Origin of the sequence: Marinobacter sp. ANT_B65 (genome assembly GCF_002407605.1) — a bacterium.
GTDB lineage: Bacteria > Pseudomonadota > Gammaproteobacteria > Pseudomonadales > Oleiphilaceae > Marinobacter.
Genome location: NZ_NXGV01000002.1, coordinates 103,844 through 128,926 on the forward strand (window position 1 = coordinate 103,844; position 25,083 = coordinate 128,926).

21 protein-coding genes are annotated in these 25,083 nt (G+C 56.0%); 8 read left to right on the top strand and 13 right to left on the bottom strand.

Annotated elements, in window-relative coordinates; all coding sequences use genetic code 11:
- The 6 genes from CPA50_RS10610 to CPA50_RS10635 all read right to left on the bottom strand — a co-directional run bounded on the left by CPA50_RS10610 (position 1) and on the right by CPA50_RS10635 (position 10,599).
- Positions 1–2,505, bottom strand: a complete 2,505-nt coding sequence (locus tag CPA50_RS10610; RefSeq protein ID WP_096782500.1) for a circularly permuted type 2 ATP-grasp protein — start codon at positions 2,503–2,505, stop codon at positions 1–3.
- 86 nt (positions 2,506–2,591) lie between these two features.
- The gene (locus CPA50_RS10615; protein WP_096782501.1) at positions 2,592–5,702 is read right to left on the bottom strand and encodes a DUF2126 domain-containing protein; all 3,111 of its coding nucleotides are present in this window, start codon (positions 5,700–5,702) and stop codon (positions 2,592–2,594) included.
- Between the two features lie 35 nt (positions 5,703–5,737).
- Positions 5,738–6,676 (bottom strand): alpha-E domain-containing protein, encoded by a 939-nt coding sequence (locus tag CPA50_RS10620; protein WP_096782502.1) that lies wholly within the window; start codon positions 6,674–6,676, stop codon positions 5,738–5,740.
- Between the two features lies 1 nt (position 6,677).
- Positions 6,678–8,138 (bottom strand): circularly permuted type 2 ATP-grasp protein, encoded by a 1,461-nt coding sequence (locus CPA50_RS10625; RefSeq protein WP_096782503.1) that lies wholly within the window; start codon positions 8,136–8,138, stop codon positions 6,678–6,680.
- Between the two features lie 55 nt (positions 8,139–8,193).
- The gene (locus tag CPA50_RS10630; RefSeq protein ID WP_096782504.1) at positions 8,194–9,255 is read right to left on the bottom strand and encodes a putative zinc-binding metallopeptidase; all 1,062 of its coding nucleotides are present in this window, start codon (positions 9,253–9,255) and stop codon (positions 8,194–8,196) included.
- Between the two features lie 231 nt (positions 9,256–9,486).
- Positions 9,487–10,599 carry an NADH:flavin oxidoreductase gene (locus CPA50_RS10635; RefSeq protein ID WP_096782505.1) on the bottom strand — a complete coding sequence of 371 codons (1,113 nt, stop codon included), beginning with the start codon at positions 10,597–10,599 and terminating at the stop codon, positions 9,487–9,489.
- A gap of 136 nt (positions 10,600–10,735) precedes the next feature.
- On the opposite strand from CPA50_RS10635, the gene CPA50_RS10640 reads away from it, so the two are divergent.
- Positions 10,736–11,206, top strand: a complete 471-nt coding sequence (locus tag CPA50_RS10640; RefSeq protein WP_096782506.1) for a winged helix-turn-helix transcriptional regulator — start codon at positions 10,736–10,738, stop codon at positions 11,204–11,206.
- Positions 11,207–11,364: 158 nt separating this feature from the next.
- The gene (locus tag CPA50_RS10645) at positions 11,365–12,078 is read left to right on the top strand and encodes an OmpW/AlkL family protein (protein WP_096782507.1); all 714 of its coding nucleotides are present in this window, start codon (positions 11,365–11,367) and stop codon (positions 12,076–12,078) included.
- A 172-nt stretch (positions 12,079–12,250) separates the two neighbouring features.
- Here the strand turns inward: CPA50_RS10645 and CPA50_RS10650 are convergent, their stop codons facing one another.
- The 5 genes from CPA50_RS10650 to CPA50_RS10670 all read right to left on the bottom strand — a co-directional run bounded on the left by CPA50_RS10650 (position 12,251) and on the right by CPA50_RS10670 (position 16,870).
- Positions 12,251–13,576 (bottom strand): DEAD/DEAH box helicase, encoded by a 1,326-nt coding sequence (locus CPA50_RS10650; RefSeq protein WP_096782508.1) that lies wholly within the window; start codon positions 13,574–13,576, stop codon positions 12,251–12,253.
- A gap of 267 nt (positions 13,577–13,843) precedes the next feature.
- Complete coding sequence (locus CPA50_RS10655; protein ID WP_096782509.1) at positions 13,844–15,148, bottom strand: hypothetical protein; 1,305 nt, start codon at positions 15,146–15,148, stop codon at positions 13,844–13,846.
- 97 nt (positions 15,149–15,245) lie between these two features.
- Positions 15,246–15,701, bottom strand: a complete 456-nt coding sequence (locus CPA50_RS10660) for a DUF302 domain-containing protein (RefSeq protein ID WP_096782510.1) — start codon at positions 15,699–15,701, stop codon at positions 15,246–15,248.
- A 104-nt stretch (positions 15,702–15,805) separates the two neighbouring features.
- Positions 15,806–16,564, bottom strand: a complete 759-nt coding sequence (locus CPA50_RS10665) for an SGNH/GDSL hydrolase family protein (protein ID WP_096782511.1) — start codon at positions 16,562–16,564, stop codon at positions 15,806–15,808.
- Positions 16,565–16,579: 15 nt separating this feature from the next.
- Positions 16,580–16,870, bottom strand: a complete 291-nt coding sequence (locus CPA50_RS10670; protein WP_096782512.1) for an encapsulin-associated ferritin-like protein — start codon at positions 16,868–16,870, stop codon at positions 16,580–16,582.
- 157 nt (positions 16,871–17,027) lie between these two features.
- Here CPA50_RS10670 and CPA50_RS10675 point away from each other — a divergent pair, with 157 nt between their 5' ends.
- The 3 genes from CPA50_RS10675 to CPA50_RS10685 all read left to right on the top strand — a co-directional run bounded on the left by CPA50_RS10675 (position 17,028) and on the right by CPA50_RS10685 (position 19,956).
- Positions 17,028–18,053, top strand: coding sequence for a histone deacetylase family protein (locus tag CPA50_RS10675; RefSeq protein WP_096782513.1), 1,026 nt, complete (start codon positions 17,028–17,030; stop codon positions 18,051–18,053).
- Positions 18,054–18,114: 61 nt separating this feature from the next.
- On the top strand, positions 18,115–18,696 hold the full coding sequence (locus tag CPA50_RS10680) for a TetR/AcrR family transcriptional regulator (RefSeq protein ID WP_096782514.1): 582 nt from the start codon (positions 18,115–18,117) through the stop codon (positions 18,694–18,696).
- A 102-nt stretch (positions 18,697–18,798) separates the two neighbouring features.
- Complete coding sequence (locus CPA50_RS10685) at positions 18,799–19,956, top strand: iron-containing alcohol dehydrogenase (RefSeq protein ID WP_096782515.1); 1,158 nt, start codon at positions 18,799–18,801, stop codon at positions 19,954–19,956.
- Between the two features lie 70 nt (positions 19,957–20,026).
- On the opposite strand, the gene rlmE is transcribed toward CPA50_RS10685, so the two are convergent.
- Positions 20,027–20,647 (bottom strand): 23S rRNA (uridine(2552)-2'-O)-methyltransferase RlmE, encoded by a 621-nt coding sequence (gene rlmE / locus CPA50_RS10690; protein WP_096782516.1) that lies wholly within the window; start codon positions 20,645–20,647, stop codon positions 20,027–20,029.
- 171 nt (positions 20,648–20,818) lie between these two features.
- On the opposite strand from rlmE, the gene CPA50_RS10695 reads away from it, so the two are divergent.
- From CPA50_RS10695 to CPA50_RS10705, 3 genes are all read left to right on the top strand, one after another.
- Entirely contained in the window at positions 20,819–22,456 is a 1,638-nt protein-coding gene (locus tag CPA50_RS10695; protein WP_096782517.1) for an NAD(P)/FAD-dependent oxidoreductase, read from the top strand.
- On the top strand, positions 22,453–23,187 hold the full coding sequence (locus tag CPA50_RS10700; protein WP_096782518.1) for a TrmH family RNA methyltransferase: 735 nt from the start codon (positions 22,453–22,455) through the stop codon (positions 23,185–23,187). The genes CPA50_RS10695 and CPA50_RS10700 overlap by 4 nt, the downstream gene beginning before the upstream one ends.
- Before the next feature lie 124 nt (positions 23,188–23,311).
- Positions 23,312–23,980 carry a transglutaminase-like domain-containing protein gene (locus tag CPA50_RS10705; protein WP_096782519.1) on the top strand — a complete coding sequence of 223 codons (669 nt, stop codon included), beginning with the start codon at positions 23,312–23,314 and terminating at the stop codon, positions 23,978–23,980.
- On the opposite strand, the gene CPA50_RS10710 is transcribed toward CPA50_RS10705, so the two are convergent.
- Entirely contained in the window at positions 23,908–25,047 is a 1,140-nt protein-coding gene (locus CPA50_RS10710; RefSeq protein ID WP_179397208.1) for an ABC transporter substrate-binding protein, read from the bottom strand. The genes CPA50_RS10705 and CPA50_RS10710 overlap by 73 nt on opposite strands.
- Positions 25,048–25,083: the final 36 nt, after the last annotated feature.

Here is a 25,083-nt window from a genome sequence, read left to right on the forward strand (position 1 = left end):
TCAATACGGTTTCACGGACCGGTTTGAAAACCGGGTATGAATAAAACACTGCCTCTGGATTTCATCAGAGACACGGTAAACCTCGGAACGCACCTCACACAACAATTTGCCCATAGCTTCACAGGCTTCGTCGGTGTCCTTTTTTTCAAACGGATGCATGTCCACCGCCTTCAGTCTCCCCAGGCATTCACCAAGGTCCGGCGGGAACATCTGTCCGGTTTTTCGCCCCATGTCCGGCAGATCCTTCTGCAACTGCAGAATCTGGAACATCACGGAGTGGGGATTGCTGGCGTCCATCACCAATGTGTGGAGAACACCCAGAATCTCCGGTGCCCGGCGATACCGGGTCCGGTAAGTGACTTCCGAATTCGCCACCGCCAGCAGCCATTCAAGCATGGCGTGGCGGCTGAACCCTTCACTGAAAAGCGGCACACAGATCAAAGTACACAGATTTGCGAGGCGCTCCAGGCGCCGGCCAATCACCAGAAAAACCCAACTGGCATCGCGGGTAATGTCATCCATAGCAAACCCGGCCAGCGATATGCAATCCAGCAGCACCAGGTTCAGCGCCCGGATCGATTGGTCCGGAGTGGCCGGCGGCGGGGTCAGCGGCTTACCCACACGGTTAAGGGTATGCCAGTTGTCGGAAGATAACCGGTCCCTGATCTGGCTGGCACTTGATAGCAAGGCCTGAAGAATGGAGGCTATCGAGCCCGGGAGTTTCGGATCGCTGACGGCTTTGAGCAGCGCGGCAGGAAGGGGATCCGGTACAGCATCTGCCTCTGCCACCGGGAGCGTACCAAACTGTTCTGCAGCCTGCTGCAACCCGCGCAGCGCCTCTTCACTGGCCTGATCGTGGCCAGATAGACGGTTAAACGCCGCCCGTAACAGTCGGGCCGTGGCCTCTGCCCGCTCAGACTGCCGCCCCATCCAGAACAGGTTTTCCCCGACACGAGACGGTGTGTCCCGCTCACCATCGAGCAAATCGGAAACCTGCAGCCGCTTCTTGATCAGAGACGTTGACGGGGAGGTAAAGCGGGCTTTTACCCAGGTATCTTTGGAAAGCCCTCCCCGTTGCATGGAAATGACTTCAACGCCTTCATCGACTGCCACGCGGGTCAATCCCCCCGGCATGACCTGCCAGCCGGAAGGCGTGGCTGCGGCAAACAGGCGTAAGCCGATGGATCGTGCCGCCACAGGGTGATCGCGATCACCCTGCCAGACCGGGGCCTGGGACAGATGCACCAACTCCTGCCCCACAAACGCATGAGGATGCGCGTGCATTTTCCGGATCAGGGCATCACGTTCAGCGCCCTTCACCTGATATCCAAAAACCGGCTCCATGCGCATGCTTGCGAAAGCCGGCTTGATCACCAGCTCATCCAGATGCTCGATAACATAATCGAAGGCCGGCTTTTCTCCACACCACCACGACGCCACCGACGGCATGGCCAGAGGTGATCCCAATAGATTTTTCGAAATTTCGGGCAGAAAGCCAAACAACGCAGCACTCTCCAGCACCCCTGAGCCAAGCGCATTCGCCATCAGAACCTTGCCTGCCCGCACTGCGCCCAGAAGGCCTGGCACACCAAGAACAGAATCCGCACGGAGCTCCAGCGGATCACAAAAACCATCGTCGAGCCGGCGGTAAATGGCATGCACCCGCCGAAGGCCCTGAAGGGTCTTCAGGTAAACCGTATCATCACGCACGGTCAGATCCTGCCCTTCCACCAGTGGCAATCCAAGATATCGTGCCAGGAAGACATGCTCAAAATAGGTCTCGTTGAACCGGCCCGGCGTCAACAGAACACACAAGGGCGATTCCGTCCCGGCTGGCGACATGCTTGCCAGGCTGCTCTGGAATCCCTGGAAAAAATCTGACAGGTTGGTCACAGGCAGATTGTGAAAAGGCGCCGGAAAAGCACGGGAAATCACCAGCCGGTTCTGCAGCGCGTAGCCAGCCCCGGATGGTGCCTGGGTACGATCTGCCATAACCCACCAGCCACCATCCGGGGCCCTCGCCAGATCCAGGGCGTACAGATGCAGGAACCGACCACCAACCGGGTGGATACCCTGGCAAGGCCACTGGAAACCTGCCTGCCCATAAACAAGAGAGGGTGGCAGAAGCCCCTCTTTCAATAACCTCTGGGAACCGTACAGATCTGCAAGTACCCGATCCAATAGTTCCGCACGCTGAATTACAGCACCGGAGAGCCATCGCCATTCATCGGCGCCCAGCACCAGAGGCAGAAGATCTACCTCCCAGGGCCGGGCGTTTCCACGGGGATCTTCGTATACATTGTAGGTAACACCATCTTCGGCAATGGCATTAGCAACGGCCTGCGCCCTCAGGTTCAGCCCTTCAACCGACTCAAGGTTAAGCTGCTGCAGTAAGGGCCGCCAGTGAGCTTTCGGCCCGGAGCCATTGAAACCAAGCTCATCAAACCGATCGGGCACCGGATCGTACTGGCGGAGAATGTCCGTTACTGTGTGCTGCTTCGCCACCTGTTTTCAGACTCCATTGGATCATTGAGCCAGAAGCATAGCCGTATTGGGGGCTCCGGAGCCAGCATCAAACCCAGGAGACCAGATTACCTGCGTACCTGAGGACCCTTGTCCTGGTTGTGATATCGCAGATCCAGAGTATGCGGGAACTCCCGGTGTTTTGGCACAGGGCGCAGAGGCTGCCGCCCTGTGCTGTGCCCTATACGTAAAAAACGGGCCATGCGCCGGCCTTCTGCCTCAAATGAATTGACCGGCAGGGTTTCGAAATTGCGACCACCAGGATGGGTTACATGGTATTCACAACCGCCCAGGCTGCGCTCATTCCAGGTATCAACAACATCAAATGTCAGTGGACTGTCTACACCAATCGTCGGGTGCATGCACTGTGCCGGCTGCCACGCCCGGTAACGAACACCCGCAACAAATTCACCCACAGTCCCCGTTGGCTGCAAGGGTAACGGGACTCCATTGCAGGTGATCTGGTAGCGATCCGGCGCAGCACCTCTAACCTTCACCTGCAGGCGTTCCAGCGAGGAATCCACATATCGGGCAGTCCCGCCAATCGCCCCGTGCTCGCCGGTCACCGGCCAGGGTTCAAGGGCCGACCGCAACTCAAGCACTATACCTTCTACCTCGTAATCGCCAACTCGCGGGAAACGGAATTCGAAATGGGGCGCAAACCATTCACTCTTCAGGGGATAACCATGCACCTTCATATCGCCGATTACATCTTCGAAATCCTGCCAGACAAAATGCGGCAGCAGAAACCGGTCATGCAGCTCTGTTCCCCAACGTACCAGACTGGGCGGCGTATAAGGCTGCTCCCAGAAGCGGGCCACCATCGCCCGTAATAACAGTTGCTGGGTCAGGCTCATCCGCGCGTGGGGCGGCATTTCGAACGCCCGCAACTCCAATAGCCCAAGACGGCCATCCGGAGAATAGAGCCTGTCGATACAGAACTCGGCCCGGTGGGGGTTCCCGGTGACATCCGTCAACAGATCCCGAAGCAACCGGTCTACCAGAGATGGTGCGACTTTTCCTCCAACCGGACAAAGCCGTTCCATCTCGCGGAAGGCCAGCTCCATCTCGTATACCTGATCATTGCGAGCCTCATCAATTCGCGGCGCCGGAGAGTTGGGGCCGATAAAGAGACCCGAAAACAGGTACGACAGACTGGGGTGGTTATGCCAGTAGCTGATCAGGCTGCGTAACAGATCCGGCCGCCGTAAAAAAGGTGAATCCTCTGCCGTAAAGGAACCAAGTACGAAATGATTGCCACCGCCGGTGCCAGTATGGCGACCATCCATCATGAACTTCTCGGAGGTCAGCCGGCATTCGCAGGCGTCGGCATATAGTGTTTCGGTTCGCTCAACCAGTTCACCCCACGTATTCACCAGTTGGACATTCACCTCAATCACCCCGGGCTCCGGTGTGATCCGGAACTGACTCAGCCGGGGATCAGATGGAGGCTCATAGCCTTCCAGAAACACCGGCTGCTGAAGCCCGGATGCCGTTTTTTCAATAGCCGTGACCAGTTCGAGGTAGGATTCAAGCTTTTCCAAGGGTGGCATGAAGACATGAAGAATTCCGTCCCTGGGCTCCACACACACTGCAGTCCCGGCAATGTCTGTAGCTGACTCACCTTTCACAGGTTCCTCGACCCATGGCTGGCTATCAAGTGGCAACCGGTGGCCCATGGGAGAGCCTCCCGGACTAAGGGAACAACCCTGGTTGCGCAAAAACCAGGGGCCACTTTGCCATTCGTGCTTGTCTTCAGTAACACGCAACGGGAGTACATAACTGACTGGTTTTTCCAGTCCCCGGCTGAATATCTGTTGTAGTTTCTGACGTTCCAGCGGGTTATCGAGCCTGGCGGCATCCACACCCAAATGCCCTGCCAAGCCCTGAAGAAAGTCCTGTGCAGACTCTGGCGTAGCCTTGCCTGGTGTTCGTTCATCCGCCAGCCACCGCTCATCCCGCCAGACAGGCTCTCCATCTTTGCGCCAGAAGCAGTTTAAAGACCATCGGGGCTGGGGCTCCCCCGGATACCACCCGCCCTGTCCAAAATGGACGAGTCCGCCGGACCCGTAACGGTCTTTCAGGCGTTTATAGAGTTCAATTGCTTTCAACCGCTTGGTGGGTCCCGCCACCTCAGTATTCCACTCAGGCTCGTCACGGTCATGATTTGCCACAAAAGTGGGTTCGCCACCCTGAGCCAGACGCACATCCAGCTCCGTCAAGCGCCTGTCCACATCATGGCCGAGCCCAACGATCTCTTCCCATTGGGCGTCGGTGTAAGGCCGGGTAACCCTTGGAGCTTCCCATATGCGGGTAACGCTCATCTGGTGATCAAACTCAACGCCGCTCTCTTCGGACATGCCGGTTACCGGAGCGGCAGAAGATGGTTCCGGGCTGCAGGCCAGTGGAATGTGCCCCTCCCCGGCGAAAAGGCCAGAAGTAGCGTCCAGTCCGACCCAGCCTGCCCCGGGCAAAAAGACCTCACACCAGGCATGCAGGTCAGTAAAATCGGCTTCGGGCCCCGATGGGCCATCCAGAGCTTTCTGATCCGCGGTGAGCTGAATGAGGTAGCCGGACACAAACCTCGCAGCCAGGCCAAGATGACGAAGTGTCTGAACCAGAAGCCACGCCGAATCCCGGCAGGACCCCGAACCGTTCCTCAGGGTCTCTTCCGGAGTCTGCACACCAGGTTCCATCCTGACCAGATAATCAACACGCTCCGAAAGCCGTTGATTCAGGCCGACAAGGAAGTCCACGCTGGGCGCTTCTGTGCGGTCAATTGAGGCCATCCACTCCCGGAACCCGGGAGTGGATGGCAGTTTCTGAAGGTATGGTGCCAGTTCGGCAGTCTGCCAGTCTTCATAGGTGAACGGGATGGTCTCTGCGCGGGGTTCAAGGAAAAAATCAAACGGATTGATCACCGCCATTTCAGCCACAAGATCAACAACAATCCGGAATTCCGCCGTTTTCTCCGGAAACACAAGGCGGGCCAGATAATTGGCCTGCGGGTCCTGCTGCCAGTTGATGAAGTGGTCCTTTGGTTCAACTTTCAGGGAGTAACTCAGAATCCGGGTCCGAGCGTGCGGACAGGGCCTTAGACGAACCACCTGAGGCCCCAGATCAATGGGGCGCTCGTATCGATAGTGGGTGGTATGGCTCAGTGCAACATGGATTGACATGGAACCTATCTCGCGGTCAAAAGGAAAAGGTGACCTCAGGCTGTCTCGTAGACAGGGAACCAGGTCTTCGCAATATCATCGTGAAGTTCACCAATCTCCAACTGCAGTTTCTCCAGAAAGAGGATAACTTCTTCTTTCCGGATTAACGCTTCGACATCGCCCTCACGAACATGGCGAACCGCCTGTAATGCGGTTCGCACAGGAATCTCGTTCAATGGCAGGCGACTGAGTGCGCCGGCAACCTCAGTAAGACTGTGGAGCACAGACCGTGGGAACGGTTCGTTCTGCAGCAGAAAACGAATGACCAGAGGCCCACTGACCCCGCGCCGGACGTTGTGCCGGTACATCTGGAACGCACTCTGATTACGCAGAACACTGGTCCACAGAAGACCTCCATAGGATTCAGTTCCATCCCAGCCATCCAGAAACTGCAACGCCCCTACTTCAATCTGACGCGTGCCCATATCGGCCCGCTCCAGATTGCGGCCCACCCGGATAAAATCGTATCCCGCATCATGGCTCATACACCCGGCCAGAAGCCCATTGAGCATCTGGCAGCGGCCAACTATTTCATTCAGGAACTCATGTCTTGCCCGTTTTCCGATTCCTTGCTCCAGGTTATCCACGGTATACCGGTAAAGTTCGTTGATAACTTCCCAGGCATCCGTGGGCACCTGGTCGCGGGTGGTACGCACGTTCTCCCGGGCAGCCATAATGCAGGATGCGATGGAGCTCGGGTTGTAGTTATCCGCCATCAGAAACTTCACGCAGTTACGTTCGTCTTCCCTCTGGTAATGCTGGTCAAACAGCTCTCCCATACCCGTAACAGCCACCAGATCCTTCCAGGACAGGCGTGTTTCCTTGGGCATGTCCATCGCCAGAGCGTTAAAGGCCATGATCATCCGGGCATTGTTTTCGGCCCGCTCAAGATACCTGGCCATCCAGTACAGTCGTTCGGCTACACGTGACAGCACATTAATTCTCCTCATCCACAATCCAGGTGTCCTTGCTTCCGCCACCCTGGGAGGAGTTCACTACCAGGGAGCCTTTGCGCATCGCCACCCGGGTCAGTCCTCCGGAAGTCACATATGTCCTTACGCCCTGCAGTACGAAGGGCCTGAGGTCCAGATGACGTGACGCCAGCCCTTCATCGCAGAGCGTTGGCGCGACGGACAGGCTCAAAGTGGGCTGAGCAACGTAGTTGCGCGGGTTCTTTTTAATCAGAGCCGCAAATTCCGCGCGCTGTTTCTTCGTGGAATGCGGCCCCACCAGCATGCCGTATCCGCCAGATTCGTTCGCGGGCTTAACTACCAGTTCCTCAAGGTGCTCCAGAACATACTCCCGGTCCTGTTTATTGACGCACATCCAGGTGGGAACATTGGGAATGATCGGCTCCTCATTCAGGTAATAACGGATCATGTCCGGTACAAACGCATAAATGACCTTGTCATCAGCAACGCCGGCGCCGGGAGCATTGGCCAGGGCAACCTTGCCGTTGCGCCAGGCCCGCATCAGGCCGGGCACACCCAGGGTAGAATCCGGGCGGAAAACTTCCGGGTCCAGAAAGTCGTCATCAATGCGCCGGTAAATAACGTCCACCCGCTCCAGCCCTTCAACCGTGCGCATGTAGACGCAATCATCTTCGCCAACCACCAGATCCGCGCCCTCTACCAGCTCGGCACCCATGCGCTGGGCAAGGAAAGAATGTTCGAAATAGGCCGAGTTGAAGATACCTGGTGTCAGCACTGCAATTTTCGGATTGTCCAGAGGCCGGGGAGATATGGATGCCAGCATGTCGAATAGCTGGTTAGTGTAGTCGTCCACGGGAAGAATATTTGTGTTATCAAACAACTCCGGGAATACCCGCTTGGTCAGCTGCCGGTTCTCGAGCATGTAGGAAACACCCGAGGGCACCCTCAGGTTGTCCTCCAGGACATACACGGTGCCGTCTTTATCCCGAACCAGGTCCGACCCGCAAATGTGAGCCCAAACCCCCAGTGGTGGTGAAAAACCCCGGCACTGCTCGCGGAAGTTTTTGGAATTTGCGAATACATACTTGGGGATGACCTTGTCCCTGACGATCTTCTGTTCGTTGTAGATATCATCGATGAACATGTTTAGGGCAGTAATGCGCTGAGCAAGCCCCTGCTCAATTGTTTTCCACTCCCGCAGGGAGATTACCCGGGGGATGATATCGAAGGGCCAGGCCCGGTCTATATTTTCCCCCTCACTGTAAATCGTGAAGCTGATGCCCATCTCCAGTATCGCCAGCTCGGCTGCCTGCTGACGGGTCTGGATTTCATCGGAGCCAAGATTTCCCAGGTAATCGGTAATGGCAGTCGCAGCCGGCCGGGGCTTCCCCTTGGAAGCAATCAGCTCGTCAAAGAACTCGCTTGGATCGTAATTTTTCCAGTCAATGAGTTTGTTCTTTTTCATCTTGGGTCCTTTCATTATTGACTGCATAAACCAATGCGCCTCATCAGGGACTGGGTTAACCAGCATTTACTATGCGATGTACCAGCCGCAGTTTCTCCACTACCGGATCTGCCAGAACGAAGGGGTAGGCATATTCATGCCCCATGCTTCGGTTCAGGCTGTTAAGCGCAAGAGTCAGGGGTAGCCAGTGTCTGATCAGTCCATCAAAATCATGAGCCTTGTATGGATCAAACGCGAGTTCTGGCCCTCCATTCATTCCTGGCTCTCGTCTTGGGTTCACGCGCACCCCGAACTGCCAGGCAGTCTCCAGTGTATCCACCATATGCAGATAGTGTGCCCAGGTCTCGGCCCAGTCTTCCCAGGGGTGGCTACTGGCGTATGCGCTGATGTAACTGCTTTGCCAGTTGGCTGGTGGGCCGTACTGGTAATGCTGGTCGAGTGCCTGCCTGTAGTCTTTCGCATCATCTCCAAATACGTCACGGACAGTTCCCAGCCAAAGGCCTGGCCGAACCAGAAGATCCCAGTAGTAATGACCGGACTCGTGACGGAAATGCCCCAGAACAGTGCGATACGGCTCGGCCATCTGGCTTCGCATTCGTTCCCTCTCCACCGGATCTGCCTCAGCAATATTCAGGGTGATAACGCCGTGGGAATGACCGGTTATCACCTTTGCCCGCTCGTCAAACAGCGCTGGCTGATCCGCAAGAAAATCGAACGCCAGGCCGTTCTGGTTCTCCTGCCGGGGTTCACATGGCAGACCCAGACGTAGCAGCGAATAAACCAAACGTCGTTTCTCCCTCTCCAGCCGCACCCACAAATCATGATTCCGGGCGACACTGAGGTCGGGGATAGTGCGATTAAGGCGGCAAGCCACACAGAACCCATGTGAGTCAGCAAATGGTACGAGCCAGTTACATGCACCCTGGCTCCGGTAATTGTCACAAAGCCGGTACTGAATACCATTGGCGACATCTACCCAGCAGCCATCACCTTTCGGATCAATCGCCAGCAGTTCCATGACATCAGGTGCAAATCCAACACTCGCCCCGCAGGAAGTGCAGCAACTATTCTCGAAGTAAAGAAGACTGGCGCATCGGCCACAGTGAAACAGCTTCATCACAGCACATCCTTGGCCGGTATAAGAACAACCGTGTTTTCAGTATTGGCGATACCGGCAAAAACGCAACGTCAGGCTTTGAACTGGTTGAAACTTCCTATTGTCAGCATGCTGATGCTGGCGGTCTGAAAGGCAAGGCAGGTGGAGACTCTTGAAGGGAAGAGAGGGAAGGCTGGTGCGGCACCGGGGCTCCCGGATACCGCATCAGAGAAGAACTATTTTCGCCTCGAATCAGTACAGTGTAGTGAGGGATTTACGGGCGAAATCCTCTACCTCGTCAAGCCGCCCTTCCTTCACTTTGGTGAGCCACTCGGGATCCTGAAGAAGCGCACGGCCCACTGCAATCAGTTCGAACTCATGGTTACTCATGCGCTCTACCAGTTCGTCAATGCCGGACTGCTCAACCGACTCCTGTTTGCTCGCCATGGTGCCGCTGATGAAATCTTCCGTCAGCCCGACGCTGCCAACCGACATGGCTGGCTTGCCAGACAACTTCTGAGTCCAGCCTGCAAGATTAAGGCTGGAACCTTCAAACTCCGGCTCCCAGAAACGGCGGGTCGAGGCGTGGAAAATATCCACTCCGGCTTCAACCAGCGGCTTGAGGAACTGCTCGAGCTCTTCAGGGCTGTTCACCAGTCTGGCGTCATAGTCCTGCTGTTTCCATTGAGAGAAACGAAGCATGACGGGGAATTCAGGGCCCACGCGATGGCGAATTGCTTCCACAATCTCGACCACAAAGCGCAGACGGTTTTCCATGCTGCCGCCATACTCATCATCACGCTGATTGGTACCTTCCCACAGGAACTGATCAAGCAGATAACCGTGGGCACCATGAATCTCGACACCATCAAACCCCAGGGCTTTGGCATCCTGTGCTGCATCGGCAAACGCCTTGACCACATCCTGTATGTCTTCTTTGCTCATCGCCTTGCCGTTTGGCTTACCGGGAGCAAACAGGCCCGACGGGCTGTAACCGGGAACGGAAGGATCAGGCTCTGCCCCTTCCTTGCGCACCGCGCCCACGTGCCAGAGCTGAGGAAAGATGGCGCCGCCTGCTTCATGCACAGCGTCCACTACCTTCTTCCAGCCTTCAAGGGCCTCATCACCATGAAACGCAGGAACATTGGGATAGCCATTGGCAGCGGGGTGATTCACCGTAGTGCCCTCGGTGATAATCAGGCCGACACCAGCTTCAGCCCGGCGACGGTAATAGGCAGCTACATTTTCGCCAGGAACACCTTTGGGCGAGAAGTTGCGGGTCATGGGCGCCATGGCAACACGGTTGCGAAGGGTAAGGTTGTGAACCCTGAAAGGTTCGAAGATGGGGCCAAGATTCATGGTCATCCGTCACTACTCCCTGAAAAATCGGAATTGAATGAAACAAGCGCAGCAGCCGATAGCCACCTTACTAATTTGGTTTCTTAACGCAACTTTATTTAATCTGGTTTTAAGATGCAACCCTATTCTGTACACTTGAACCATGGCCAGAAAACGTTTTGATGACTCCAATTGCTCCGTCGCCCGCGCCCTGAATCAGGTGGGGGACTGGTGGTCCCTGCTTATTGTGCTGCAGTCCATGTACGGCACCCGGCGTTTTGTGGATTTTCAACAGGAACTGGGCATTGCCAAAAACATACTGTGTAATCGCCTGACCCGGCTCGTGGACAACGGCGTGCTGAAAAAAGTAGATGTTGGCGAACACGGTTCCCGTTTTGAATACCGGCTTACCGAGAAGGGTCGCGACCTGTTCCCAGTGGTTATTGCCCTGCGCCAGTGGGGCGACAAGTGGAACCCTGCGCCCGACGACGTACCGCTGGATCTGCGCGACCGGGAGACAGGACAACCTATCCCTGTCGTCCAGGTGCAAAACGCCAAAGGCGAGCCCATCACGCTACGGGACGTATTTGTACCTGACGCAAGCTCCCTCGGCAGCAAAAAAGACTCGGCCTGACAACCAGTACAATTACGTTTCAGGCCCATTTCTTGAGTTGCGTCAATCGGCCGCACTAACGTAAATGATCCCACCGGGATTATTGCGCCAAATCAAGTTTCCAATTCCTCTGGCCTTTAACCTGTGCGCAACAACGATTCAGGTTTAAGGAGATAGATATGTCCCGTACTTTCAAACTCAGCGTTATGGCAGCTGCCGTTATGGCCGTAGCGCCAGCCGCACAGGCTTTCGAGGCCGGCGACTTTATTATGCGTGCCGGTGCTGTGCATGTGGCTCCAGATGATTCGAGTGACTCAATTACTGTCGGTGGCGCACCTCTGCTGGGTCCTGGTGTGGATTCGCAGGTTACCGTAGACACCAACACCCAGCTTGGCCTCCGTGCTACCTATATGCTCACCAGCAATTTCGGCATTGGTGTTCTGGGCGCAACCCCATTCAAACACAACATCAATGGCGGCGGAGACCTTCCAACCAGCCTGAAACTTGGTGAAACCAAACACCTGCCACCAACGCTGACACTGCAGTACTTCCCGATGCAAAGTTCATCGGCGCTGCAGCCTTATGTTGGCGTGGGCGTGAATTACACGACTTTCTTTGAAGAGAAAACAACTGCAGCCCTGAATACTGCCATTGGTGCACCCGCCAGTGAACTTGAGCTGGATGACAGTGTTGGTGTTGCAGTGGAGCTGGGTATGGATTACATGCTGAGTGAAAACTTTGGTCTGAACGCAGCCATCTGGTGGGCAGACATCAATACAGACGCTACCGTAAAAGTCTACGATGGTGCAGGTAACTATCTTGCAGAAACAGACGAATTCGAAGTCGAAATCGACCCGATGGTTTACATGGTAGGTTTCACCTACAAGTTCTGATCGCGCCGTAGCCCGGCAACCACATTTACGGGTAGCCGGAGCGCGTGTTCTTTATAAGGGGCTTATACAGCCCCTTTTTTTATGTCCAGGTTCCGGCTTCCCCGGACGCCAGAACAACAATGCGGAGCCGAAGCTCCGCATTGTTTAATCAGTTACCTGAAGCCTTCCGGCTCTAGGCACTCTGGCTCTGGCCAGAGCGGCCACGCTGGCCACTGCTATTCTGACTGCGGCCACCGCTACGCCCGCCAGGCTTGTCACCAAAACTGCGCGGCTTGCCACCAGGCCGGCCATTTCCGCCCCCGTTACCACCGCTGCGATTGCGGGCTTTGCTGGGATCCGCTTTGGCTTTGGGCTTGAGCGGCAGATTGTTCTTTGGCTCAAAACCTTCCACTTCTTTGCGCGGCAGCTGTTTCTTGATCAGCCTCTCAATACCCGCCAGCAGCTTGCCTTCATCGGCACTCACCAGTGACAGCGCATGACCACTCTCGCCTGCACGACCGGTCCGGCCGATACGGTGTACGTAATCCTCCGGCACATTTGGCAGCTCAAAATTCACCACCTGGGGCAGCTGTTTGATATCCAGGCCACGAGCCGCAATATCAGTAGCAACCAGAACGCGGACAGCGCCCTGCTTGAACTCCGCCAGTGCCCGGGTGCGGGCACCCTGGGATTTGTTGCCGTGGATTGCCGCTGCCGTGATACCGTCTTTTTCCAGTTTCTGGGTCAGACGGTTAGCCCCGTGCTTGGTGCGGGTAAACACCAGCACCTGCTCCCAGCTGTTATCACGTACCAGTTTGCTCAGCAGTGCCGTTTTCTGGCTCTGGTCAACGGAATAAACCGACTGTTTCACTTTCTCAGCCGTCGTATTCCTGGCTGCAACTTCCACCTGTACCGGGTTATTCAGCAGGCCTTGGGCGAGGGTACGGATTTCCCCGGAGAAGGTAGCTGAAAACAGCAGGTTCTGGCGCTTGGCCGGCAGCAGTGCCAGGATTTTTCTGATATCGCGGATAAAGCCCATGTCCAGCATGCGGTCGGCTTCATCCAGTACCAGGATTTCCACTTCGTTGAAGCGCACAGCATTCTGCTGATACAGATCCATCAGGCGTCCTGGCGTTGCCACCAGCACATCAAGCCCCTTGCGAAGCTTCATCATCTGCGGATTGATTTTTACACCACCAAAAACCACAGCGGCTTTGGTGGGAACATATTTACTGTACAGATTAACGCTGTCATGGACCTGCGCCGCCAGTTCACGGGTAGGTGTCAGAATCAGTGCGCGCGGGCCTTTGCCTGTGCGGGGATTCTCAGCCAGGCGCTGCAGCAATGGCAGCGTAAAGCCGGCGGTTTTACCTGTGCCCGTCTGGGCTGCAGCCATTACATCCTTGCCGGAAAGTACGGCAGGAATAGCCTGAAGCTGAATGGGGGACGGGGTTTCATAACCCTGGTCGGTAGTTGCACGGACCAGCTGCTCGGACAAACCGAGTGAAGAAAAACTCATATATGATTAACTCTTGATTGTTCTGCCTCAGCGAACACCACTCTCGGCGAATGCGGGCAGATGCCATGAAGATTCATGGGATAAAAGACGACTACAGTCACTCGCCGTTATCGGGGTGACGTCCTCTGACAGGTCGTATGAATGGTTTGCAACGCGACTTTAAAGCCGGAAACTGCAGGATCCCTAGAGGCAGGATGCGCGAACAATAACAGAGGCCTGGGGAATTAGCTATAGGTGATTATAGCTGCGGCAGATGCAGGCAGAGCCTTATATCAGTGCAAGGGTAACGCCAGAGGCGAGCAGACTGGCAGCCAGAAGACCCGTAAGTGACAAGCGGAGATTCCAGAGAAAAGAGGCATCTGTGGCCCTGTAGCCTGTCAGACGTTCCATGATGAGCGCGTTGGCAGCAAAAGGGGTTCCAAACGCGGTAACACCCCACCCGGTTACCATACCGATACCCAGACCAATCAGTGCGCTGGCCGGCCAGATCCCTCCAAGAATGCCCCCTGCCAGAGTGCCTATAACAATGGGATTAATACCCGCCAGGCCGGCAGCGAAGTATACCCAGGGTACGCAGGCTGCCAGAACCGGCCAAAGCCAGATGGGCATATCAGGATCACCGTTGATCTGCCCCAGCACAGCCCCGCTGATTATAGAACCGATGAATGCAGAACCACCCACAATAGCCAACTCGTTGCTGACGTTGGCCATGCTCACCAGTGGCGGGTTTGTTTTCCGGCTCCAGGCCAGTAGCCTTGCACCCACCACTGCGCCCATGCAGCTGAGGGTTACCGCTTGGGCATAACTGAGCGGATACCAATGACTGAGCAGGAACACACCCGCACAAATTGCCAGAATCAGGACACCAAACCTCAACCAGGGCGCCAGACCTGCACTTCGCCCGGAGGTAACAGTTTCCTGCTGGACTTCAGGTTCGCGCCAGACTAACCCACACAGTATGAGCGCAGCAGAAAACGGGACGGTAAACAGTAACAAATCGAGGCTGCCCAGCCCCGGCAGAAGCGTGAGAGTCAGAACCACTGAAATCGATAATGGAGAAAATGTTGGAGATACACCAAACCCTCTCAACACCGCCCGGGTTGCGTTGCGGGTAGCTGGCGAGTCACCGTCACTGCGCACACGCTCGCCAACCAGGCTGCCTACAACGGCCACGGAGCCAAAGTTAAGAGGTATAGAAACAAGAGACGTACCAAAGGCAAGGCTCAGATACCGGGCCAGAGGCTTACCGGCAAAAAGGCTGGATGAAATCTGCTGTAAATCGCTGGTACGGCTGAGCACGGAGGAAAGCAGCATCACCGCCAGCACAAGCCCCGCCAGCCGCCCCATGTTCCCGGCCGCTGCAGTAATCAGCCCGGGATCCCGCCCCAGGGCAAACACCAGGCTCAGGCCCGCAACCAGAAAAACAGCCTTGGGCACCCGTCGCATGTCCTGCCACCCCAGAATCACCGCCAGGCTGACTGCCCCGGCACCAAGACCGGCCATACCCGGAACGAGCGCCAGAATGGCTGCAATAAGAGCAATATAAGCGAGAGCAGAGCGTACCAGCTGCAAAGAGGAACTTCCTGAACAGAGAAACCGGTAAGCCTAAGTATTCAACGCAGTGCGGGGTATCCGCAATTATGAGGATACCCCTGGTCTGTTCCGGGCCTCAGTGGGTTGCCGCTTTGGCAAAGTTCGCCAGCGCATTACTCACTTTTTCAAGAACAGCATCGCAGCCTTCTATGGAATGCCTGGCTTTCAGGTATTGCGGGTCGTTATAACCCAGCCACACCTGTCCGCTTTCATCTTCCCAAACCAGTGCTTTCTGGGGCAGGTCCACAGCCACACTCTGTGCGCACTGCATCAGTGGCGAGCCTACTTTCGGATTGCCAAAAATCACCACTTCGGTGGGTCTCAGCTCCAGACCGGCCGACTCAGCACCGGCTGCATGATCGATCCGGTTCATGACCTTCATACCTTTTTCGCTCAAAACTGTTTCAAGTTTATCTGCCGTAGCCGCCACACTATGGTTACTTTTCACCACAATCAGGCCTTCCGCAGCCTGGGCCAGGCCCGAGCACAGCAGGAAAATAAGGGGTAAAGCAACAGCCTTTAATGTCTTCATATAATGTGTCCTTAAGTGAAAGGTGTACCTCATACTAGACCACTTCGGCCATGCAAAGGGGTCCGGATACTTGCTCAGAGAGTTTGTTTTCATTCAACCAAGTGTTAATACACATGCCCTGAAGACCCAGTGATGCCCTGCACGATTTCAGGGGTTGGCGCCTGGGCTCCATTGCAAATGCAACTGGCAGCATGCCCGGCCCATAGCCGGTATGCATCAGAGCCGGGATGAAAGCCATCCGAAGCCATAAAGCCGGGTTCAAAGGGAAAGGACACACACAGGTATTCAAGCTCACTGCGGCTTTTGCATACACTTTCCATTAATCCGTTCAGCCGCCGGGCCCGCATACCCAGATACCAACGCAGAGGCTGAGGCAAAGCGGGGAAAAGATGCATGGGCGGAATCGCAGTGAACAGAACCCGGGCGGCGCCCAGGCCGTTGATCAGGCGATCTGAAAGCTCGTTCAAAAGCGAAAGCCACTGCTGTGTGCCGGTGCGGCCAGTGACATCGTTAACGCCAACAGAAACGAGCACGACATCATAATGATCGCCCGGCTCAGCGTTGAGCGCTTCCAGAACATCCGCGGCTTTACGCCCGGTTGCGGCCAGCAAACGCCAGATCACACGGTGATCTCCGGCCAGCCTGCGAACCAACTGACCCGCCAGCGCATCCTGCTGGTTGCTCACACCTACGCCGGCGGCAGCGGAATCGCCAAGAATCAGCAGACGGAGTTCCGGCCCCTGGCCAACGGTGCCATGACGTTCACCCTCAGGCTCAGGCAGACGCGGCGTTACCCGACGCACATAGCGACCCTGGCCAATAAGGACGGGAGCCAGCACAAGCGTCGACAAAGGGTACAACACAGGGGTTATGTCCGATCAGTCGTGGTGGCCAATCGGACCTTCCGTAAACAGGAATTCCCGCAGGTGTTTGTCCATAACCGGATCCTTGCGGCGAATCCACTCAAGAACCATGGCGGCATGTTCTTTTTCCTCGTCGCGGTTATGCACAAGAATCGCTTTCAGCTCGGCGTCCTTGCAGGCATCCACTCGCTGGTTGTACCAGTCCACCGCTTCAAACTCTTCCATCAGTGAAACGACAGCACGATGCATTTCGCGGGTTTCATCCGTCAGTTCGCCTACCGGCTCATGGTAATTGTCGCTTGCCATAATCATGTCCCTTCAGATAGGTAAATAAGATATTTTCAATACGACACTACTCCCTGACAATAGCCGAAAATCCACGGCTTAAACACCCTGGTTTCGTTTGAGCCATGGCGAAGGCTGTGGCAAAGTCGGGAGCAAAGCCAACCCGGATATGTTCCCCATGAAAACCGTTTTCTCGCCACTGCACAGTCGCCGCTCTGTTAAAACCGAACTGGATGGCGGTGTCCTGATCGAGCCTCACGAAAAGCCCTCGCGGGCAGAAACCATTCTGGCGCGGGTGAAGTCTCAGACCCTGGGTGAGGTGCTTGAACCGAAAGAATTCGGGCTGGAACCGGTAAAGCGGGTGCACAAACCAGACTACGTAGACTTTCTGAAGCATTGCTGGACGGACTGGGTAGCCGAAGGCAAGCCGGGAGAAGCCATTCCCGCTGTCTGGTGTGGCCGGGGCATGCGGGCGCGGATACCCAAAGACATCGACGGCCGGCTCGGCTACTACAGTTTTGCCGCGGAAACTTCCATTTCCGACGGAACCTGGGAAGCAGCCTGCGCCTCTGCGAACGTCGCGCTGACGGCACAAAATCTGGTAGCTAATGGCGAACGGGCGGCTTTTGCCCTGTGCCGGCCGCCCGGGCACCATGCCCACGCTGACCTTTTCGGTGGATACTGTTTTTTCAACAACGCTGCCATTGCGGCTCAGGCCTTTCGGGATAATGGCTGCGAACGTGTTGCCATCCTCGATGTGGACTTCCACCATGGCAACGGCACCCAGGCCATATTCTATGATCGCAGCGATGTCCTGACCATCAGCCTGCACGGCGACCCGGACCTGGTATTCCCCCATTTCCTCGGTTTTGAAGATGAAACCGGTGAAGATATGGGTGAAGGCTACAACCTCAACATTGTTTACCCTCCCGGCACACCCTATGGCGTCTGGAGCAAGGGGCTGGAAACCGCCTGCGAACGCATTGCAGCATTCCGGCCGGACGCACTGGTTATCGCCCTGGGAGTGGATACGTTTGAAGAGGACCCGATCTCCTTCTTTAAACTGAAATCAGCGGATTACCTGTCATTGGGTAAACGCATTGAGCAGCTTGGACTACCCACCGTATTCACCATGGAGGGCGGCTACGACGTCGAGGCAATTGGCGTCAATGCTGTGAATGTGATGCAGGGCTTCGAGAGTTAAATACAAGGATACGGGTTAACAACGACTAGACGACCGGTCTAGTCGGCTTTATCCTTGCGCCATGGATCGACACCAAAACACCTGCCAACACCTGCTGAACACCGGCCGCGAAATTCTCGCTGCACGGGGCTTCAGCTCGGTCGGACTGAGCACCATTCTTCAGCAGGCAGGTGTGCCGAAAGGCTCCTTCTACCATTACTTCAAATCGAAGGAGAGTTTCGGCCAGGCAGTGCTGGAGGATTACTTCAGAGGTTACATGGAAAACCTCGCAGCGCGCTTCGGCGATGAGAGCCTGCCCGCGCTGGACCGGCTCATCAGCTACTGGGCCAACTGGCAGCATCAGTACTGCGGCCCGGAAGGCCTCAGGGACTGCCTGGTAGTCAAACTTAGTGCCGAAGTCGCCGATCTGTCAGAGGCCATGCGCCTGACTATCCGGGATGGCACCAGCCAGATTATCAGCAGTATTGCCCAGTGCATTGAAGCTGCAATAGCAGAAGGCTCATTGCCAGAGCAGAACGCACGGCAACTGGCCACTAACCTTTACCAACTCTGGTTAGGCGCAAGTCTGCTGACCAAGCTTCATCGGGATGATCAGCACATGGCGCATGCCATGGCCTTGACGCAGGAACTGATCACCGGCTAGGAAAGCCTGTTTGAGCAACGGGCCATCGGGCCTGTTTTTTTCATACCGACCCTAGACGACCGGTCTACTTCGAACTTAACAGTCCAAGAGTAAGGATTTCATATGAACAACTTCGACTTTTACAACCCGACCCGCATTGCCTTTGGCGAAGGGAAAATTGCCGAGCTTGACCAGCTGGTTCCCAGGGACGCAAAAGTGCTCGTGCTGTTTGGCGGCGAGAGCGCCCGTCGTACCGGCACTCTGGATGAAGTTACATCGGCCCTTGGCAACCGCAAGGTTTCAGAATTTGGCGGCATTGAGCCAAATCCGAGCTTTGAAACCCTGATGAAAGCCGTTGCCCAGGTACGTGAGCAGGGTATCGACTTTCTTCTCGCTGTCGGCGGCGGTTCCGTTATTGACGGCACCAAGTTTGTGGCCGCTGCAGCAGTCTTCGATGGTGATGAATGGGATATTCTGCTCCAGAGTGGAAACAATGTTGAGAAAGCCCTGCCCTTCGGTTCCGTGCTGACCCTGCCAGCCACAGGCTCCGAAATGAACAAGGGCGCCGTTGTTACCCGCAAATCGCTGAAGGCGAAGCTACCGTTCCACAGTGACTTCGTGTTTCCACAGTTCTCTGTGCTCGACCCCACCAAGACCTTCACTCTGCCACTGCGCCAGGTTGGCAACGGAGTTGTAGACGCTTTCGTCCATGTGGTTGAGCAGTACCTGACCTACCCGGCCCAGGCGCCGGTACAGGACCGCTTCGCAGAAGGGCTGCTACTGACGCTGACCGAAATCGGCGAGCAGGCACTGGCTGAACCCGAGAACTATCAGGTAAGAGCCAGCCTGATGTGGACGGCAACACTGGCCCTGAACGGCCTGATCGGTAGCGGCGTACCCCAGGATTGGGCAACCCATATGCTGGGCCATGAGCTGACAGCACTGCACAACCTTGATCACGCCCAGACTCTGGCCATTGTATTGCCGTCGATGTTACGTGAACGCAAGGCCGCCAAACTCGACAAACTGGTTCAGTACGGCGAACGCGTCTGGAATATCCGTGAAGGCAGTGCGGAGGAGAGAGCCGAAGCCGCTATCGTCAGGACTCAGAACTTTTTCGAATCACTCGGCGTTAAAACCCGCCTTGGCGACTACGATCTTGGCGAGAAAGACATTGAACCATTGATCAAGAGCCTGGAAAGCCACGGCATGGTGGCGCTTGGCGAGCATGGCGACGTAACGCCGGAAGTGTGCCGCCGGGTACTTCAGGCAAGCCTGTAAGTTAAGCCCTTGTCCTTTTGCGGGGCCCTGTGATTACAGGTGCCCCTTTTTTTGCCTGCGCAGCAAGGGATCAGCCCTTGAAACCCTTGCCAACCACATAGACTTCCCGGGAACGGGCGCGGGAAGAGTCCGGCTTACGCACCACCACTTTATCGAACACCGCCCTGACGGCTTTCAGGTATTCGTCGTAACCCTCCCCCTGAAACACCTTGGCCACAAAGCTGCCCTTGGGTTTGAGCACCTGACAAGCCATGTCCAGCGCCAGTTCTATCAGATACATGGAGGATGCCTGGTCGGCCACAGTTACCCCGCTGATGTTCGGCGCCATATCGGAAATCACCACATCCACCGGGCTACCCCCTAGCGTGGCCATGATCTCTTCGAATACCGGGTTCTCAGTAAAATCTCCCTGAATAAACTCCACTCCGGCAATGGCATCCATAGGCAGTATGTCTGAGGCCACCACCCGGCCCTTGTGGCCGACCAGGTTAACGGCCACTTGCGACCAGCCACCCGGCGCGGAGCCGAGATCCATCACCACCATATTGGGAGCAATCAACCGGTCCTTCTTGTTGATTTCAATAAGCTTGTAGCTGGCCCGCGAGCGATAGCCGTCTACCTGCGCCTGTTTTACGAAGGGATCATTCACGTGCTCTTCAAGCCAGCGGTTACTGCTTTTGGATCGGGCCATAGGGACTCATCAAAAGGGAAAGCGGACAGGCTATTCTACGTGCCTCGCCCGCCTGCGGCAAAATCCTGACAACCGGGCCGGGCGCACGTACAATTGCTGCAACATTTTCCAACTCTTAAATAACCGGCAATTAACCCGTCATCGACGGAGAAAGGCCGGGCAGGACGTACTATGATCCGCCTTACCGAACTGGCGCTACCGCTGGACCACCCCGAAAGCGCACTGCGGGCCGCTATTCTTGAGCGCCTGGGCATCGACGACGCAGACCTGGCCGACTTCACAGTATTCAAACGCAGCTACGACGCCCGCAAAAAAAACACCGAAATCAAATTTGTTTACATCGTTGATCTGCACGTCCGGAATGAAGAGGCCATTCTGGCCCGCTTTGAAAAAGACCAGCACATCCGGCTCGCGCCGGATACCAATTATTATCCTGTCGCCCGGGCGCCCGAGGGCCTCACTGAACGGCCGATCGTAATCGGATTCGGCCCGTGTGGGCTGTTTGCTGCCCTGATCCTCGCCCAGATGGGGTTCCGCCCTATCGTACTGGAACGCGGCAAGAACGTGCGCAGCCGCACCAAAGACACCTGGGCACTGTGGCGGAAAAAGCAACTGTCACCAGAATCCAATGTCCAGTTTGGTGAGGGCGGTGCAGGCCTGTTCTCGGACGGCAAGCTATACAGCCAGATCAAAGACCCGAAGTTTTTCGGCCGCAAGGTGATGCACGAGTTTATCCGGGCCGGTGCACCTGAAGAGATCCTGTACGTCAGCAAACCCCATATCGGAACCTTCCGGCTGACAGGCGTTGTGTCCACCATGCGCGAGGAAATCATCCGCCTGGGCGGCGAGATCCGCTTTGAAAGCAAAGTCACCGACCTGCTTATCGAAAACGGCCGTATTGAAGGCGTTGAGCTGGACACCGGAGAACGACTGCATAGCCGGTATGTCATTCTGTCGGTCGGTCACAGCGCGCGCGATGTCTTTCGTATGCTCCAGCGTAACGACGTATTTATTGAAGCCAAACCCTTTGCCATCGGCTTTCGCATAGAACACCCGCAATCCCTCATCGACAACGCTCGCCTGGGCAAATACGCCGGCCATCCGGCGTTGGGAGCGGCAGACTATAAACTGGTACACCACGCCAGCAACGGGCGCGCCGTCTATAGTTTTTGCATGTGCCCCGGGGGCACAGTGGTCGCTGCAACCTCGGAACCCGGGAGGGTCGTTACCAACGGCATGAGCCAGTATTCCCGCAACGAACGCAACGCCAATGCCGGTATTGTGGTGGCCATTCACCCGGAAGAGGACTTTCCCGGAGGCCCTCTGGCCGGTGTGGATATGCAGGAAGCCCTGGAGTCCCACGCCTATACGCTGGGTGGAAGCGATTATTGCGCTCCCGCACAACTGGTGGGGGATTTCATCAAAAACAAACCCTCCAGCAAACTGGGTGAAGTCGAGCCTTCCTACAAACCGGGTATCAAGCTGGGCGATCTTGCACCTTCGCTGCCGCCCTACGCCATAGACGCCATTCGCGAGGCGCTGCCGGCTTTCGGCAAGCAGATCCGGGGCTTCGACCGCAAAGATGCCATCCTGACCGGCATTGAAACCCGCACCTCCTCACCGGTGCGCATCACCCGGGACCGCACGACCCTGCAAAGCCTGAATACACGAGGCCTTTACCCGGCAGGCGAAGGAGCCGGCTATGCCGGCGGCATCCTCTCGGCCGGCGTAGACGGCATCAAGGTTGCCGAGGCCCTGGCCATGGCCATGCTGGAAGACCTGAAAGCCAAGGGTGGAACACCATCGTGAAGCTGGACGACATCAAAAAACTGCACCAGAAAAAATACCGGCAGGCACTGGGTCACTATCTGGTAGAAGGGGAACACCTGGTACTCGAACTGCAGAAAGCAGCGGGCCGCCAGCCCGCGCTAAGCACTTCAGAGCTGTATGTAACCGGCGCCCATGAACATTGGCAAAGCCCGTTCAGAACCCATCGCATCAATGATCGCCAGATGGCCCAGCTCGCTGATACCCGGACCCCCCAGGGGATTCTGGCTGTGGTGCCTATGCCGGACAATGACCTTGAGCCAGTGCCGGAACCGGGCGAAAAGGCCATCTACCTGCACGAAGTTCAGGACCCCGGAAATCTCGGAACAATTTTACGCACTCTGGCCTGGTTTGGAGGGTTTCGCTGCCTGCTGAGCCCTGGCAGCGTAGACCCTTACAACCCTAAAGTTGTACGTGCCAGTATGGGCGCTATCTTCCATATACCGCTGGAAACCGAGGTATCCCTGGGCAGCCTGAACCACCGCTACAAATCCATTGCCTGCCTCGACCTTCAGGGTGAGAAACTGACAGCAAAGTCTTTCGGCCAGCATGACTGTTACCTGTTTGGTAACGAAGCCCGTGGCGTTCCGGGCGAAGCACTGGCTCAGCTGGCAGCGGCGCCCTATACCATCCCGGGCAAAGGCGAAATCGAATCCCTCAATCTGGCCTCAGCGGTCAACATGTGTGCCTATGAGCTGGTACGCAACGCCTGACAGCCTTCTTTCAGACGCTCAGGATGGCGTATTGCGACAATCATGGTGGTGGTTATCGCCATTGCCTGTAGCAAGCTAAACAGACATGCTCAGAGCTCGGCCCCTGAACGGACAGGCAACAATAATGGAACGCTACCTCAAGCCCACTGATTTTTTTGACTACAATCAGCCCGACCTGAAAGCCTGGATTGCGGCCCGGCTTGACGGTGTGCCAGAGGAACCGGTAGAACAGGCGAAAGCCCTGTATCTCGCGACCCGGGACGGCGTGAGCTACAACCCTTATGTATTCTCCCCTGAGCCCGAAACCTTCAGCGCCAGCTATGCCCTCAGAACCGGCGAAAGCTACTGCATCCCCAAGGCAGTATTGCTCGGCGCGGCAGCACGATCCATAGGCATCCCGAGTCGCCTGGGCCTTGCTGATGTGCGCAACCACCTATCAAGCCCGAAACTGATTGAATGGCTGCGCTCGGACATTTTTCGCATGCACGGCTATATCGAACTTTACCTGAATGGTCACTGGGTCAAGGCCACACCTGCTTTCAACAGGCAGCTATGCGAATTGATGAGCGTAGAGCCTCTGGAATTTGACGGTGTGAATGATTCAGTTTTCCAGGAATACACCAAAGCAGGTCAGGCACACATGGAATACGTCAACGACCATGGCGTATTTGATGACCTTCCCCACAACTTCATTTTGTCCGGGGTCCGGAACGCCTACCCTCACCTGTTCCCGGAGTCGGGTGCAGAACTCATGCAGGGGCCGAGCAGCAGCCTGGAAACGGATATCGAGTAAGCCTCAATGAGAGCATTGGTGAATTCGTTTATCAGTTCATCGGCGCCTGGCCTGCTTTCAGATTTTTCGGGCTCAGACACACGGCTGAAACGGCTGAAATCCACGCTTCTCCATTGCTCACGATCCATAATTTTCTCAATTATATCAACGTTGTTTATGTCGGCAGGCTGGAGCTGGTAACTAAGCACAGTTGACGACCTGTCGTCCGAAAAATCGAACCCGTAGTGATAGTCGTGCAATAGCAGGAGGACCAGACCGCCGCCCATAAAATGGCGACCAAAACTAACCGCAAGGTCACCGCTACGGATCGCCGCAAGTGCCTCGGGTTCCCAGTCGAAACCACCGATCACAACATCCTTGCCTGGTAGTCTTCCTGCCTTCCTTGCGGCTTTAACAGCTCCCAGCGCCATCCCGTCACTGGCACTCCAGATCCCTGTGGCCTGCGGATGACGACGTAGCAATACCAGAGTCTTCACTGCGGCAAGTTCGCGATCCCACTCTGCATCCACCAACTGCAAAAGCTTGCTTTGACTGGCATCAACAGTGCTCATAAGCCCTTGCTGCCGGTCTTTGGCAGCGGATGAATCAAGGGTTCCGGAGAGTGCAATCAGCGGTACCGGCTGCCCCGGCCCGATCAGGCCCAGACGTTGGGACTGCTGTTCAAGAAGGATCGCTAAATTGCGACCCGCGGCAGCATCGTCAGACATCACGTGCCCAATCCAGTTAGGCAGCGTTTCTCTCGGCAGCCCGACGGAGGCCCTGGTGGCGTCCGGAATTCCAGTATTAAATGTGAAAACCTTAACACCCACCTCATTGGCGTACCTGAGCATTCGGGTGGTTACCTGCTCCTTGCACATGAACACAAGATAGTCGGGTTTGTTTTCACGACTGAGCACATCGTCAGCTATCTGGAGGTAACTGTAACGGTGACCATTGCGGTCCAACAGAACCTCAAGATTCAGGTCCAGATCCGCAGCCACTTCTGTCATGAAACCGGAAACCATGTGCCAGAAAGGGGAATCATCAGGCGACAAAAAAACAACGTCAGGGCGCGAACCAACCTGCACAGCTGCTCCCAGGCCAGAGCAACCCATTGACAAGTA

Excerpts from the sequence above, each read along its gene's own strand:
- CPA50_RS10660 (WP_096782510.1), bottom strand. The coding sequence starts at position 15,701 with ATGAAGACATTAAAGGCTGTTGCTTTACCCCTTATTTTCCTGCTGTGC.
- CPA50_RS10695 (WP_096782517.1), top strand. The coding sequence starts at position 20,819 with ATGATCCGCCTTACCGAACTGGCGCTACCGCTGGACCACCCCGAAAGC.
- CPA50_RS10705 (WP_096782519.1), top strand. The coding sequence starts at position 23,312 with ATGGAACGCTACCTCAAGCCCACTGATTTTTTTGACTACAATCAGCCC.
- CPA50_RS10675 (WP_096782513.1), top strand. The coding sequence starts at position 17,028 with ATGAAAACCGTTTTCTCGCCACTGCACAGTCGCCGCTCTGTTAAAACC.
- CPA50_RS10615 (WP_096782501.1), bottom strand. The coding sequence starts at position 5,702 with ATGTCAATCCATGTTGCACTGAGCCATACCACCCACTATCGATACGAG.
- CPA50_RS10625 (WP_096782503.1), bottom strand. The coding sequence starts at position 8,138 with ATGAAAAAGAACAAACTCATTGACTGGAAAAATTACGATCCAAGCGAG.
- CPA50_RS10670 (WP_096782512.1), bottom strand. The coding sequence starts at position 16,870 with ATGGCAAGCGACAATTACCATGAGCCGGTAGGCGAACTGACGGATGAA.
- CPA50_RS10685 (WP_096782515.1), top strand. The coding sequence starts at position 18,799 with ATGAACAACTTCGACTTTTACAACCCGACCCGCATTGCCTTTGGCGAA.
- rlmE (WP_096782516.1), bottom strand. The coding sequence starts at position 20,647 with ATGGCCCGATCCAAAAGCAGTAACCGCTGGCTTGAAGAGCACGTGAAT.
- CPA50_RS10640 (WP_096782506.1), top strand. The coding sequence starts at position 10,736 with ATGGCCAGAAAACGTTTTGATGACTCCAATTGCTCCGTCGCCCGCGCC.
- CPA50_RS10645 (WP_096782507.1), top strand. The coding sequence starts at position 11,365 with ATGTCCCGTACTTTCAAACTCAGCGTTATGGCAGCTGCCGTTATGGCC.
- CPA50_RS10680 (WP_096782514.1), top strand. The coding sequence starts at position 18,115 with ATGGATCGACACCAAAACACCTGCCAACACCTGCTGAACACCGGCCGC.
- CPA50_RS10630 (WP_096782504.1), bottom strand. The coding sequence starts at position 9,255 with ATGAAGCTGTTTCACTGTGGCCGATGCGCCAGTCTTCTTTACTTCGAG.
- CPA50_RS10635 (WP_096782505.1), bottom strand. The coding sequence starts at position 10,599 with ATGACCATGAATCTTGGCCCCATCTTCGAACCTTTCAGGGTTCACAAC.
- CPA50_RS10650 (WP_096782508.1), bottom strand. The coding sequence starts at position 13,576 with ATGAGTTTTTCTTCACTCGGTTTGTCCGAGCAGCTGGTCCGTGCAACT.